Raw genomic sequence first — 15,467 nt, forward strand, 5'->3', positions numbered from 1 at the left:
CACAGCCTTAAAAAATCTTAGGAAATGAATGCAACTTGATTGGCACCAAACTTACTTCGCTATATCAGGGTACGTGTATACATTATAAGGACTGATTTTTTTAGCAATTGCATAGGCAATCCAAACAGCTAACGTAACAGGTATGAACAACGTATAAGCATTAGGCGCCATACTACATATTAAAAAAATTGCGGTCCATCTTCCATGGATAGCCGCCCCTAATGTCGAGGCAGCACCGATCAAGGCAAAGTTTAAAACCAATAATTCCAAACCAAATATGCTATTAAAGAAAAGTGCAACAGCGATTCCTAAAAAAGCTCCCGCTACTATACTCGGCGCAAACACTCCACCGTCACCACCAGCACCCAAAGTTAGCGCCGCTACGAATGGCTTCAACACAATAAGCAAGAGTAAAGAAATCGGAACCATCATCATTGTGCCAGAGCTAATGACATGAGAAAGCATTTCTTGAAGACCGTGGTAACTATCCCCATATAAAGCTGGAAAAAACAAAATAAGACATCCGATTGTTATGGCACCACTATTTACCCTTAAAAAATTATTACTTATTCTAGCAAATAACTGTTTACTTGTCAATACCAATTTCATAAAGTAAATCGCTAATACAGCAGACAAAGCAGCCAGAAAAAGCATAAAAGGCAATCCATACCAGTACCAATCTATTACTGGAAATGTTAGTAGAGGGGCGTTATCGAAATAATGTATACCTACAAACGCTACCGCACCAGCAATCGTACAACTTATTAAAACCGACCTTTTCCAACCTCTTGCAATCACTTCAATCGCAAAGAACCAACCACCCAATACCGTACCAAACAAAACTGCAACACCAGCGGTCACTCCAGCACATATCAACTCCTGTTTAAATTTCATCGGAGCCCAGCCTCTTTTGCTCATTTGGTTACCTACAGTTGCGGTAGCCACTACTGTAGATACCTCAATACCTGTCGAGCCGCCAAAAATAACAGTCAAAAAACCATTGAGATAATGTGAAGGTATTTTATAAGCAGGTAAATGATCTTGCCGTGTATCTAACGAACGATAAATCTCTCGAATTCCTTTATTCTTTCTATTCTTGAATGCATATTTTCGAAGAAAGTAGATGATGGTTATACCAATAGAAGGAAAGATAATAAAAAAATAAGGATTAGTTGATTCAACCTTTTCGAAGAGGTATTCCTGATAAAAAGTCGTTAAATGCTTTAAAGAATATGCCAATAACCCGGATAGTACAGCGACAATAATACTGCCTATCATGAGCTTAAAATAACTGTACAGCTGTATTTTATCTTTCATGATTGATTTCCTATTTCTGTCGCAAATGTACAATAAAAATCAGCAGTTAGCCAAGTATGTTCAGGAATTAATCCTATTTCAACGGCACAATTACTACTAAATCAGTAGTCTAATAAAAAAACCCACTAAATCATTAAAAAGATTATCGCTAATAAATAAAAAAACGTAAATTTGCCGTTACAGAACCACTATTAGAAAAACTAATCAATTGTGAAAAAACAATTGATGAAAGGAAAATATTTAAATATGCTAAGCGTACATATCATGGTCCAACCTTCGAACTTTCGCACAGAAAATTCTTACTAAATCCACAATAATGTATATTTATATTATGCCAAATAATACCTACTACCAGCATCTTGGCACGGTTATTACTTTAAGGTGCACGTTTAGGTCATCATTTCTATTGAAAAAGCAAATAATTTTCAATCAAGAGAATATCTGATCAGGGTCATCTGTTAATTGACATTAATTTTAATAATCACACACTGTTTGAAATACTATTCATGATTAATTTGACATTGTTAAAGCGAAAATTTCGAAAAGATAATCCAAGATGGGTTATACTCATGATTGATCTGTTTATCGTTTTTGCATGCTATGCAATTTCCAATTTTATTTTCAATAGTATACATGAAGAGTATTCAACAGCTATGATGCTCAAGAAAAGTCTTCTCGTTATTTTTGCTTATAGTATTGCGTTTGCAATAATGCGTACCTATAAAGGCATCATTCGTCAAACAGGGATTAACGATGCTACTAAAATATTCAAAACTGTATGGTTAGCCTTCATGATTTTGGCGATTCCAACCATTGCCATACGTTATTATATCCCTAAAGAAAGTGTCAGTGGAGATTTTTTAAGACTCTCCTATATCATCCTATTCATGCATAGTTTCTTCACGATGGTTATGTTAGTTGCAGCTCGTGTAACTTATAGAAGCATTTATGAAATGCTCTTTTTGCCAAATCGTAAAAATCGAAACATATTGATTTTTGGAGCTTCACGACCAGGGTTAGTAGCCTACTCTTTACTGCGTGAAGATCGTCGAGTAAAAAACAACGTGGTTGCTTTTGTCGAAGATAAAGTTTCCCGTGTTGGAAAACGCATCACAGGTCTACGTATTCTGTATTTAGAAAAAATCGATCAGGCTTACATTGACCAATTCAATATTTCAGAAGTGATCATCGCTGTCGAGAACAATGATCCAGAGCGCTTAGTTCAAGTTACCGATCACTTTCATCAGTTAGATCTTGAATTAAAAATCATGCCGAATTCTCGTGTTATGTTAAATTCAGGAGCCAAACGAGAGATACGTCCTTTAAAAATTGAAGATTTATTAGGCCGCAAAGCCATCAAGATTGAAAATCCAGCCATTGATGGTGAACTAGACAATAAGGTTATCGTAATTACGGGAGCAGCAGGGTCTATCGGCGGGGAATTAGCCCGTCAGATTTCGCAACGCAATTATCGTCACCTCATCTTATTAGACCAAGCAGAGTCTCCCCTTTATGATTTACAGCAATCATTAAAGGCTACCCATCCAGACCGAGTCAAATGTATAGTCGGGGATGTCCGTGATAAACTATTTTTAGAACGGATATTTAAGCGTTACAGACCACAAATGATTTTCCATGCTGCTGCATACAAACATGTCCCACTTATGGAACAAAATCCATACGAAGCAATCTGGACCAATCTGATAGGTAGTAAAAATATGGCTGATCTATCCGTTGCTTATGGGATTCAAAAGTTTGTCATGGTATCGACCGACAAAGCAGTCAATCCTACAAACGTCATGGGTGCCACCAAGCGCGCTGCAGAAATCTATGTGAACAGTTGTAGCTCGCTGGGGAAAACAAATTTCATCGTGACCCGTTTTGGAAATGTGCTGGGTTCTAACGGTTCCGTTATTCCATTATTTGAGAAACAAATGGAACAAGGTGGACCATTGACACTCACACATGAAGATATAACGCGCTACTTCATGACCATTCCAGAAGCTTGTTTATTAGTACAAGAAGCGGGAGTCATGGGCCATGGGGGCGAAATATTCGTGTTCGATATGGGTAAATCAGTCAAAATAATCGATCTTGCCAAGCGCATGATCAAACTAAAAGGATACCGCTACCCTGAAGATATCGACATTAAGATTGTAGGCTTAAGACCTGGAGAAAAAATATTTGAAGAGCTTTTGGCCAATGATGAGAATACACAAAAAACCCATCATCCAAAAATTATGATTGCTCAAGTCAATCGCGAAGATATCGAAGAAAAATGTCAATTGATCGAACAACTCAGTCGTGATATCACGTCCATAGATAAAGAGGAAATCAACGATATGCAGTTGGTCTTACAACTCAAAAGGATTGTTCCCGAATTCAAATCACAAAATTCTATTTTCCAAGATTTAGACGAACATCTAGCAGAAAAAAATAGTGCTGAAGCGTAGTTTTTAAAAAACACAGCTAAGCGCATAAAAGCCCGATAACTTAACAATATCGGGCTTTTTTATGTCCTTTTATAAACCAGCACAATTTCAATATTTATCATTTCTATTCTTTATTCTACCATAGAATAAATTTATCGATGATCAAAAAGCCAAGTCAGTTCATTTTACAGCATTAATTAACTTAAAATACCAGAAATTCTTTCGTAATTTGCATTTCAGTTTAAAAGAAATCACGATAGGTATTTTAGGTCGGGAAGGCGGAAAAACAAGAAATATGAAAAATAAGAAAATTTACATAGCCGGTCACCGCGGTATGGTAGGTTCTGCAGTAAAAAGAAAATTGGAAGATTTAAGCTATCAAAATTTCATTTTACGCACTTCCAGTGAATTGGACCTTCGCAATCAGTCTCAAGTACAAAAGTTTTTCAAACAAGAAAAACCGGACATTGTGATTGATGCTGCCGCCAAAGTAGGAGGTATATTAGCCAATAATAACTACCCCTATCAATTTTTAATGGATAATATGCAGATTCAGAACAATCTGATTCATGAATCCCTACAACATGATGTAGAAAAATTTATCTTTTTAGGTTCTTCCTGTATTTACCCTAAATTTGCACCACAACCATTACAAGAATCCAGTTTATTAACGGATAGTCTCGAGCCCACTAATGAATGGTATGCTTTAGCTAAAATCACAGGGGTAAAATTATGTCAAGCTATCCGCAATCAGTTTGGAAAGGATTATGTCAGTTTAATGCCAACCAATCTGTATGGTACTCATGACAATTTTGACTTGACAAGTTCACATGTTTTACCTGCGATGATACGCAAATTTCACGATGCTAAGTTGCTAGGGAACACAGCAGTGACACTATGGGGAACGGGGAGTCCATTACGCGAGTTTTTGTTTGTAGATGATCTAGCTGCTGCCGTATCCTTTACTTTAGAGAATAAACTGCCCGATTACCTATATAATGTGGGCACAGGTACAGATTTAAGCATTAAAGATTTAGCCAATCTGATTCAATCTGTAGTCGGGCATCAAGGCGAAATCATTTGGGATAGCAGCAAACCCGATGGTACACCGCGAAAATTAATGGATGTAAGCAAAATGCACCAATTAGGTTGGAAGCATCTCGTTCAACTAGAAGAAGGAATCAAACGTACATATCAATGGTTTTTAGAAAACCAAGACAATTATAAAGAAGTAAAATTATAAGTATTCAATATGAAAACTGCATTAATCACCGGTGTAACAGGACAAGATGGTTCCTATTTAGCAGAGTTATTATTAGAAAAGGGCTATATGGTACACGGCATCAAGCGCAGAGCCTCATCCTTCAACACACAACGCATTGACCATATTTACATGGATCAGCATGAAAATAATGTCAATTTCAAATTGCACTATGGTGATTTAACAGATTCAACCAATATCATTCGTATTATTCAGGAAGTACAGCCTGACGAAATCTACAATTTAGGAGCCATGTCTCACGTCAAAGTATCCTTTGATTCACCGGAATACGTGGCCAATGTCGATGGTCTAGGGGCATTACGCATCCTCGAAGCAGTCCGTATTTTGGGTTTGGAAAAAAAGACACGTATCTATCAAGCATCTACTTCCGAACTCTACGGGTTAGTACAAGAAGTTCCACAAAAAGAGACAACTCCATTTTATCCGCGTTCTCCTTATGGGGTGGCAAAAATATATGGCTTTTGGATTACAAAGAACTATCGCGAGGCCTATAATATGTATGCATGCAATGGTATTCTTTTCAACCACGAGTCGCCACGTAGAGGCGAAACCTTTGTAACACGAAAAATTACGATGGCCACAGCCGCCATTGCATTAGGTAAACAAGAATGTTTATACCTAGGCAACCTCAATGCCCAGCGCGATTGGGGACATGCCAAAGACTACGTTGAAGCGATGTGGCGTATTTTGCAACAAGATGTTGCTGAAGACTTTGTTATCGCAACCGGCGTAACAACCTATGTACGTGATTTTGTTCGAATGGCATTTGCTGAAGTAGGTATCGAATTGGAATTTCAAGGTAATGATGCATCTGAAGTAGCAAAAGTTAAAGCTTGCCTCCATCCAGACTATCAATTGGAAATCGGCAAAATTGTAGTAAAAGTTGACCCACAATACTACAGACCAACAGAAGTAGATCTATTAGTGGGCGATCCAACCAAATCAAATACACAATTGGGTTGGAAGCCAAAGTATGACTTGGCAGGTTTGGTCAAAGAGATGATGGATTGCGATATCGCTTTAGCAAAAAACAATAGCTATCATTAATCATCCGGTTAACATGATCATGATATAGCTCAACACAAGGATGAATACCAAGCATAGCTTCACAAAATGCTTGGTATTTATCTAAATTATACGAAAAATAGATTAAAAAATCAGATTCCCAATTAATTTAACCTATATTTTTGAATTTGATTTTTTTATTTATAAAAAATTGCTTTCTTTGCAGCAGTTATTAAACAAATGGAGTCATCTTGCCCTGATTCAGGTTAGACCATAAAACAATTGGAGGCTTAGCTCAGCTGGTTTAGAGCACTACCTCGACAAGGTAGGGGTCACTGGTTCGAACCCAGTAGTCTCCACCAAAAGAGCATCTATCAAGATGCTCTTTTTTTATTAGTCATTTTGTTTCACGTTTTTCTTCTTTAACCGAATGCCATAACCGGTCGTCCACTCAATAAAATCGGCTTTACCACCATGAGCCTTAATAGAAACGCCAGCAAAAACTTCCTTATAAACTTTAGTACGTACGCCAATACGAAGGTACACTGGGCTTCCCTCTCCGTTAAATTCATTTCGATGTAAATAAGTTCCGAGATTTGCATTAATATTTAGCCTGGTATTGAGTACATGGTCAAAATATAAAGCAGGACCATAAGAGATTAACGCCGATAGCCTACCCGCTTTATCACCGGCTATTTTACTATCATTGCCACTTGCCGAATAGAATGCATCCATTCCAGCACCTACACGCCACTTATAGCCCAGATGTTTGCTATAATAAGCTCCCAATGTTGACTTAAAATACTGTCTATCGTCATCACGATTAATCTGTTTGAATCCAAAGGCATAATTAAAGCGGAGTTCATGCGTTTCTTCCATTGGTGGAATTGGGTATTTTCTAAAATCAAAAGGTTGGCTAGACGGTATATAAGTAGCCGATACACTCAAAGGCAATAAATTGATTCCCGTATTAGGCAATGCCAAAGCGCCATTACTAAAATGATGAAATGCCAATCCTGCGCCCAAGTGAATTTTCCTAGTCACGCGGTAGTTAGCCTGTAAACCCAAATCAATAAACACATTGTTTTTGCTCCCAATAATCAAATTAAATGGATTCTCTTCTTCGTTGTAAGGATTAAATCGACCTGACAAACCCAGCGCAATCCTATAATTAAAGTTCCATCTACTATTTGTCTTAGGAGCGATCGGGACAGCAACAAATCCATAAAATGCAAAAGGTTTTCCAAGATGTTCTTGACCAAAAGTACTGCTATATAACCCTACACCATAAATCGGATAATTATAGATCTGATTATAAATGCTCTTAACAGAGTCTTCGTAATTACTCTGGAAACCCACTCTAAAATTGATACCACTATAATAAGAATCAGCAAGCGTTTCTTTAGCTCGCTCATTCAATTTAAGTTCACCTCCACTTTCATGTTCGAGCTGAAAGATCAATCGTACTTTTGACGGAATTATATGCTTACTGGAGTCTTGGGAACTATCGGTTCGGGGGCTTACCTGAGCGCTCAGGTGGAAGGAAATAAAAGATAAAGTGAAAAAAGTAAAAATTCTTGCTAGCATTAAATAAGCCTTTAAAATGTTTTGATAAGATTAATAACAAACTTTAGCAATCTAGTTTACGATTTCCATGTCGCCTGAACGATAAAAATAAATAAAACGCTATTCATTTATGAACAATAACTATTGCACTATTCATAACAAGCGCTAAGAATGCTTTGTTTGACGTAAATCGACAAATTTAACGAATAATATCCAAATAGATTTCACTACCATTCAATCTATCTTTTTTTAAATAATAGCCTTCCCCAAAAATCAGAATAATAGTCCGTTATTACATAAACTGAGATCACAGCATTTATATATACAATACCTGTAAACAAGAATAGCACGGCATCCTTGCCGTGCTATTGTACGAATCATTTCACAAAGATTCTAATCTTTAGTATCATGCAAACTACAGGTCTAATATAAAATAGATGGATTTTAAATCGAAGGCACTAGCTCGATTTTCAAGGTAGGATTTAACTTAAAAATACACAGATGCTCCACATAAAGATGAGGAGCATCTGTATACAAAAAAATATTTTTATTTAACTTTTCGAATACATGTAATCAAATCATGCGCATCCAATGGTTTTTTGAGTTTCCCATCAAACTGATTTTTCTGATTTTGTTGTTCAATCTCAAAATACATATTATCTGCAGTAAACACAAAAACTTTAATGTACTGCCATGCCCCATTATTCCGTATTTTTTCAAGCAATTCCCAACCATTCATAACTGCCATATGCAAATCAGTAATCACCAGCTGTACCGGATTGTGTTGCAGATATTCCAAAGCATCTTGACCTTTTTCAAAAACATGTACATTCGCAAAATCTTTGAAGTAATGCTTCAGGTAAAGAATATTGATTCGATTATCATCTACAATAGCAATTTGAAGGTCTGGTGAAAGATCTGCTAACGTATACAGTTCCGCATGAGTTTGTTCAGTCTTAGATTCTTTAATCGGAAATGACAAAGTAAATGTCGAGCCCTTTCCCAAAACACTTTCCAAATCAAGGCTTCCATGTAATTGTTCGACAAACAATTTGGAGATATAAAGTCCCAACCCAAAACTACTCGACTGAACTTTTGAGCCTGCCATATAGTAAGGTCTAAAAACCAAAACCTGTTCTTCAAGTGCTATACCACGTCCACTATCTTTCACTTCGACAAAGCAAAAAGATTTTCCGTTTTTCACCTTTATATAAGCGTGAATATTTACATCACCCAGTTCGGTATATTTAATGGCATTACTGAGTAAGTTGGACACGATCTGCCTCATTCGAAACTCACTACTACAGATCAACAATTTTGAATCGATATCCAATTTCTTAATGAACTTAATATTCTTCTTTTGAGCATGGTGCCTATGCAAATGGATGATATCATCGATTACCTGATAAGGTGAGAAGAAATCATACTCAACGTCTAGCACCCCCGCTTCCAACTTACTGATGTTCAAGATATCATTAACCGTACTATTGATAACCTCAATCTCATGAGAAGCCGAATCCAGATACTCCTCATCGATTACCTCATGACTTCCACTTTTTCTCAAAATATCGATAATACCTAAGAGCGAGTTAATCGGTGTCCGGACCTCATGGCTTACACTAGCCAAAATTGTCGTTTTTTCGCTTGCAATCTTCGCTGCATAGTCTTTTTCTTCTTGCAATTTACGCTCATAGGATACCGCATTGGACTGATAATAGAAAATAAAAACCATCATCAATAAAATGATAGCCAAAGAAGCAACAAGTTGATTTCTAAAATTGATGGTACTTTGTTTATATACCGCTAAATCCTTTTCTTCCGCTTTTCTGAGACTTTCTATTTCGAATGCTTTAATTTTATCGATTCCTTTACGTAGATTATCCAAAAGGTTACGATTCGCTTGAATAAGCTCCTTCTCTTTATTCTGTAGAGCTTTAAACTTCTGTTGCAGCTTTTTCACATTTTGCGCATATACAATCTTATTCTGTTTTATCAGATATTCGATTTGTTTCGATATCACATCACGTTGGGAAGTATTAAAATCTTGAGTGATTGTATTTGCAACGAGCGTATCATTTTTAGCATTGAAAATACGGTTAAATAGTTTTTCTTTCTTTCTAATTGTCGTATCCTGTTTCAATGAATTGAATGAAGTATCTCTCATAATTCGATTCATCACGGAATCTGCACGTTCAAATCGAGGAGCTTCAACAGTTGCTTTAGCTGAAGAAGATAATGTTGACAGCGAATCATTTGTGAAAAATATTAGCTGATCGACTGTTTGTTTCAATCCGACAAACTCTTGCGCTAATAAGTTCTTTTGCTCCATATCCAAAGTACTCATCTGCATGATATCATCTGCTAAAGGCAACGATGATATCGAATCAACATAAAGCTTGATGGTATCAAGCTTTAGCTTATAAGCCAAATAAGTGTCATCTTCAAAATTTACAGTATAGAGTCTGAAAAGATTATCAGCCTCACTATAAGCTGAATAAACCGGAAATAAGGCTGAAGATTCTTGATAAGAAGACGTGTACGATGTGAGGCGCTCCTTAACTTTTTGTTGCTCGAGATATTGATAAATAAATATCGCAATCAGGTAAGCAAATGAAGCCATTAATGCACCAATTAATAGCTTCCTTAATATAAATGTTTTTTTACTCTTAGAAGTTGACAATGGACTATATTTTTCCGTAAAGTTAAGCATTTCATTAAACGACACGAAATAAATTTATCATCTATTCGCAAAAAACACAGGTACACAATTACACCAAAGTCCATGAAAAGTCCGCATTTTCAATAGAGTTGCACAGTAATCTCTATATTGCTCAGAAAGGAGGCTTATTTTTTTTACAGCAAATAAATGCTGTTTATCGCAACTGCGAAACAAACTTTATTAAACACGCAACTTATGCCTTCTTGGTTATTGGGTATATGGGTACTTCTGAAGTCCTATTATCCAAGATTTCAGTATCTAAAATCTCAAATTCTGAATTTCGAGATTTAAATTCCGGAACAATCTTTTTCATGTTTCTGACCAAACTCATGTAATCCGGAAACATCATATGCGAATTAACCATTTGTAGACATAAATCGTTTATCATTTGCACTTTTTGCATCAGATCATCATGATTAACTTTGGCAATCATAATTTTTGGATGATGTGTTTTGATTGTATTCTCATTATTAGCCAAAAGCTCCTCATAGATTTTCTCTCCTGGTCTCAACCCTACGATTTTGATATCGATATCTTCTGGATAACGATATCCTTTCAGATTAATCATCCGTTTAGCCAAATCAATGATGCGTACTGACTTCCCCATATCAAAAACAAATATTTCTCCTCCATTGCCCATGATACCTGCTTCCTGCACCAATAAACATGCTTCCGGAATGGTCATAAAAAACCGGGTTATCTCAGGGTGAGTTAATGTCAGTGGTCCGCCCTGCTCCATCTGTTTTTCAAACAAAGGAATAACCGAGCCATTGGATCCCAAAACATTTCCAAAACGGGTAATGATAAAGTTTGTTTTAGACTTACCAGCACAACTGCTAATATAAATTTCTGCCATTCTTTTAGTCGCCCCCATGATATTCGTTGGGTTGACAGCCTTATCAGTAGAAACCATGACCATTTTCTGGACATCATATTCCATACACAGATCGGCCATATTCTTGCTTCCCAAAACATTGGTTTGTATAGATTCATAAGGATTAGCTTCCATCAATGGTACATGCTTATATGCAGCTGCATGAAATACAAAGTCAGGTCTATGTTCTGCAAATACCTTTTGCATAAAACCATAATTGCGAACATCACCAACGATACAATGCATATCTTCAAGTTGACTACATTTAATCGATTGCTGAATATCATATAAGGGTGATTCGGCTTGATCCACCAAAATCAATTTTTTATAAGCACGTTTGGCAATCTGCCTAGCCAACTCCGATCCAATAGATCCTGCAGCACCTGTTACCAAAATAACCTTGCCTTCCATTGCGATTTCAATTTCTTGATGTTCCAACTTTATCGGCTTACGACCCAATAAATCATCAATTTTCAAAGCACGTATTTCACGTCCAGATCTTGCATTTGGTAAGATTCGAGCTGGAGACATGATCTTAAGTTCAAGACCCAGCTCATGAAACCAATCGGATACAAATTGTAATCGCTCCGGATCATTATTCTCTACAGCTATGATTACTTCACAAATTCTATATTTTTTTATATAGCTTTTATTAATCTCGGAAATATCCAATATTTTCAAACCAGCAAGACGCTTACCAATGCGGGACAATTGATCTTCAACAAAAGCAATAACCTGATATTTAACTCTACCATCTTCTCTCAACAAAGAGTAGGATGTCAAACCAGGACGCGAAGCACCAAAAATCAACACATTTTCCAATTTTCTAGCAGGCAAGAAGAGGTAATCGAATAAGGTTCGATAAACAACCCGAGCACCGACCATAATGACCATCAAAATACAGGCTTGTATCGTCAGTACAGGATAAGATTGTCGTAATACATCACCTGCAACTGTTCCCTTATCAATAAATATTCGGACAAGTAAGTTTATGAAAAGCAGAACAATATAGCCCATTGCTACCGTTTTAAAGATTTTAATGGTATCTCGGATACCAGTTTCACGTACGATTCCTTTAAAAATGCTATGGCTGAGAAATAGAGTAAAATAAACCGATAATACGATCATCAGTTTCTGAAAAATCAAAATAACCTCCGGCGTACCCTTAATATTAAAAAAGATATAGTTGGCAAGCAAATAACTGGCAACTACAAAAAACATATCAATCATCAGGATAACCCATCTCGGATTATATTTACGTAGACGCCTTTTCAAATCCCCCCAAGAACCTATCATAACTTTACATTTAAGTATTTAATCTTTATAAAATGAGGTTAGTTTGTGCTTAGCAATATGACAGCTATATAACTTATAATCAGTAGCACTATACCAAGTTACATAAATTCTAACAATTCTGCTAGAATTGAAATTAATATCATAATTTATGCACCGATATGTCTTCATCCCCATGCTATGGCAGTTGACATAACAAATATTGTAACAAATTGTTGATAAAAATTTTATTTAATGACAGATAGGCATTCCACTTAAAGCAAAAATATCGTTACATTCCGTTTGAATGAAGCAACTTAAATCTTAACGACTTGTTAAGACCCAAAAGTGGCATACTCTTTGACCAGCAACTAACGACAACATTTTGGGGAAAATATACTGTTGTCAAAACAATAAATGATCGGATTTAAAATCACAATAAAAAACGAACATCAATTGCTTTAATCTACTTTATCAAAAACATTACTACTATTAAAAATGACCTTCTTTACTAATTTATTTTTAAAAAAGAAAAAATCAACTTCTGTTAGATCTCTAACACAATTAGACTTCCTCGAAGTCGACATGCACAATCATCTGCTTCCAGGAATCGACGACGGTAGTAAATCCGTTCAGCAATCCTTGGGCTATATCAAAGAACTCCATAACCTAGGTTTTAAGAAGTTTATCTGCACACCCCATATTATGGAAGGTGTACATCCGAACACTAAATTTAGCATCGAGCAAGCACACCGTGCTTTAAGTGACGGGTTAAAAGAATCGGGAAGTGAAGTAGAAATATTTGCAGCTGCGGAACATATGATAGATGACGGTTTGCATACACTTATACAAAATAATGACCTTTGTCTCCTTCCAGGTGGTTACGTTTTAATTGAAATGTCCTATCTTTCTGAGTCCAAAGCCTTATTTCAAACCATCTTGAATATTCAGAAACTAGGCTATAAACCGATTTTGGCACATCCAGAACGCTACAATTATTACCATAGCAACTTTGATATCTATAAGCAAATCAAAGACGCAGGATGTTTCTTGCAGTTAAACCTACTTTCACTAAGTCGTTATTATGGTGTTGACGTTAAAGCCATTGCCATGACGCTATTAAAATCAGGCATGTATGACTTTGTCGGAACAGATCTTCACCACGACAAGCATCTACACCAACTCAAAGATATCGTAGAAAAATATCCTGTTAGAGAGATGTTGAAGACCTGTACTATTTTGAATCCAACTTTATTGGACCATATCAATGCCAGCAAAGGGCAACACACCATAGCAGGTTAAATCGATTTTATAAAAAAAGGGTTCTTCTCCATTTGGAAAAGAACCCTTTTTTTATAATTCACGGTAGATAAATGTATTAAAATTTTAGTTTTTCACGCAACGGATTTGAGCCGCAAAATTTGCTGACGCTGATTCCGTACGAGCAGAATCTCCAAAATCATTTGCATTTCCTGTCATATACAACCTTTGTGTGTCCGCAAGTAAATACATTCCTTGGCTATTAAATCCATCTCCTGTATTATTATCATTATAGGAACCCCAAAAAGGGAAAAACAAATAATTAGTGCGATTAACACCGGGGTCATCCTGTCTACCAAAGAACATACCTACTTTTGACGCTGATCCATTATAATTAATGACAAACCTGCCCACTCGCCATTGACTCACATTTTTTGGATTATCAGCTCCTTGTTCTCCACTACCTGTCTCCCTTGTTCGCAAAATCAATTTATCTGCTTCTGCTTTTGTAGGAAGTCTCCAAGTATTCAATGGTAATACCAATGCACAAGGGTCACCTTGCAAACCATTAATTCCTTCTGATGGACTAGGATTCGTATTAGCAGCATCAATCACCTTTGGTTTTAGGTAACCTGGGAACCAATAATCACCAGAAGCATCATTAGTCGCAGCGAAACCGTATACACCATTTTCATACGTCAAGTTACCCAATGCCCAAACTTCACCTCCAATATTTACACTAACTGGCGCTTTCACCGAAAGTTCTAAGATATATTTAACACCTGGTTTGAAAGTCAGATTTTTGAATGAAAATGGTTTAGCTATACTATTATTAATCGACAATCCTGTTAAATTAACAATACCCGTTTCCGTATATGCTGTTGTAATAAAAGTCGAATCCGACACAATTACTTTACCAGTCTTAGTCGGTAATGTAAAGCTAACTTCCTCAGTAGTGGCAGCATAAGAAACAGCCCCATCAGACAGTTTTACATTAGCGCTAACACTAGATGGTGTTACTGTAGCACCACCGATCACTGTTGCACCAGATATTTTCGAAGAATCAAACTTTAACGTTACTTGGGTAAATAAGTGGTCTAAATCTGCATTCAATACATTTTGGCCGTCCTTTACTTCAAACGGTACCTGATCCAACATAAAATCCACATCAGCTTTTAAACCCCCAAAATTAACGGTGTTCAAAGTCGCATCTGCTGGAATAGTTGGCAATCCTTTTCCTGTACCTGAAGCATATATCAAAAATGTATAATTTCCTTTAGCAATAGAAAAATCCTGTGTGCCATTACCCTGAGTAAAGGACTTTGTTTCTTTATAGTTACCTGAAGCATCAAAAATTGCTACAGCATATACTGTACCTGCTTTTAACTGACCTTCCTTATGCCCAGTATCGACAGATTCCGCACGATTCGAACCTTTCAAAGTACGACTCGAAGAAGTAGTATATACCGGAGTCAATGTCGCCTCCAATGTGTATTCATTATTAAATGGTATTTCAACTTTTTGGACAGCAGATACGTAACTTTTACCTACCGAACCTACTTTTATTGGATCTGGTTTCGCAAAGGCTTGTCCTATATTTAAGCGTATTGTAGACCCTTCGGTTAGAACTATATTTGTATCTTTATTACAAGAAGTTAGAAATAATAGTACAGCTAAGCTAGAGGCTAGGCCTATTTTTAATTTAAAATTGTTCATCAGTTTATTATGGATGTAATGAAA

9 protein-coding genes and 1 tRNA gene are annotated in these 15,467 nt (G+C 36.4%); 5 read left to right on the forward strand and 5 right to left on the reverse strand.

Annotation, left to right across the window (positions count from 1 at the left end; genetic code table 11):
- Nucleotides 1-51 precede the first annotated feature (51 nt).
- Nucleotides 52-1,317 carry a chloride channel protein gene (locus KO02_RS20600; RefSeq protein WP_038701355.1) on the reverse strand — a complete coding sequence of 422 codons (1,266 nt, stop codon included), beginning with the start codon at nt 1,315-1,317 and terminating at the stop codon, nt 52-54.
- 506 nt (nt 1,318-1,823) lie between these two features.
- Here KO02_RS20600 and KO02_RS20605 point away from each other — a divergent pair.
- From KO02_RS20605 to KO02_RS20620, 4 genes are all read left to right on the forward strand, one after another.
- Nucleotides 1,824-3,770, forward strand: coding sequence for a polysaccharide biosynthesis protein (locus KO02_RS20605; RefSeq protein WP_038701357.1), 1,947 nt, complete (start codon nt 1,824-1,826; stop codon nt 3,768-3,770).
- Between the two features lie 274 nt (nt 3,771-4,044).
- The gene (locus tag KO02_RS20610; protein ID WP_038703115.1) at nt 4,045-4,992 is read left to right on the forward strand and encodes a GDP-L-fucose synthase family protein; all 948 of its coding nucleotides are present in this window, start codon (nt 4,045-4,047) and stop codon (nt 4,990-4,992) included.
- A 9-nt stretch (nt 4,993-5,001) separates the two neighbouring features.
- Nucleotides 5,002-6,078 carry a GDP-mannose 4,6-dehydratase gene (gene gmd, locus KO02_RS20615; RefSeq protein WP_038701359.1) on the forward strand — a complete coding sequence of 359 codons (1,077 nt, stop codon included), beginning with the start codon at nt 5,002-5,004 and terminating at the stop codon, nt 6,076-6,078.
- 242 nt (nt 6,079-6,320) lie between these two features.
- Nucleotides 6,321-6,398, forward strand: a tRNA-Val gene (locus tag KO02_RS20620).
- Between the two features lie 31 nt (nt 6,399-6,429).
- Here the strand turns inward: KO02_RS20620 and KO02_RS20625 are convergent.
- The 3 genes from KO02_RS20625 to KO02_RS20635 all read right to left on the reverse strand — a co-directional run bounded on the left by KO02_RS20625 (nt 6,430) and on the right by KO02_RS20635 (nt 12,491).
- The gene (locus KO02_RS20625) at nt 6,430-7,623 is read right to left on the reverse strand and encodes an acyloxyacyl hydrolase (RefSeq protein WP_081918445.1); all 1,194 of its coding nucleotides are present in this window, start codon (nt 7,621-7,623) and stop codon (nt 6,430-6,432) included.
- 526 nt (nt 7,624-8,149) lie between these two features.
- Nucleotides 8,150-10,312 (reverse strand): hybrid sensor histidine kinase/response regulator, encoded by a 2,163-nt coding sequence (locus KO02_RS20630; RefSeq protein ID WP_051960120.1) that lies wholly within the window; start codon nt 10,310-10,312, stop codon nt 8,150-8,152.
- 202 nt (nt 10,313-10,514) lie between these two features.
- A complete protein-coding gene (locus KO02_RS20635) occupies nt 10,515-12,491 on the reverse strand; it encodes a polysaccharide biosynthesis protein (RefSeq protein ID WP_038701361.1) in 1,977 nt (658 codons plus the stop codon).
- A gap of 474 nt (nt 12,492-12,965) precedes the next feature.
- Here KO02_RS20635 and KO02_RS20640 point away from each other — a divergent pair, with 474 nt between their 5' ends.
- A complete protein-coding gene (locus KO02_RS20640; protein WP_038701363.1) occupies nt 12,966-13,769 on the forward strand; it encodes a tyrosine-protein phosphatase in 804 nt (267 codons plus the stop codon).
- An 84-nt stretch (nt 13,770-13,853) separates the two neighbouring features.
- Here KO02_RS20640 and KO02_RS20645 read toward each other — a convergent pair whose 3' ends face one another.
- Nucleotides 13,854-15,443 carry a hypothetical protein gene (locus KO02_RS20645; RefSeq protein WP_038701365.1) on the reverse strand — a complete coding sequence of 530 codons (1,590 nt, stop codon included), beginning with the start codon at nt 15,441-15,443 and terminating at the stop codon, nt 13,854-13,856.
- Nucleotides 15,444-15,467: the final 24 nt, after the last annotated feature.

This window comes from Sphingobacterium sp. ML3W, from assembly GCF_000747525.1.
Classification (GTDB): domain Bacteria; phylum Bacteroidota; class Bacteroidia; order Sphingobacteriales; family Sphingobacteriaceae; genus Sphingobacterium.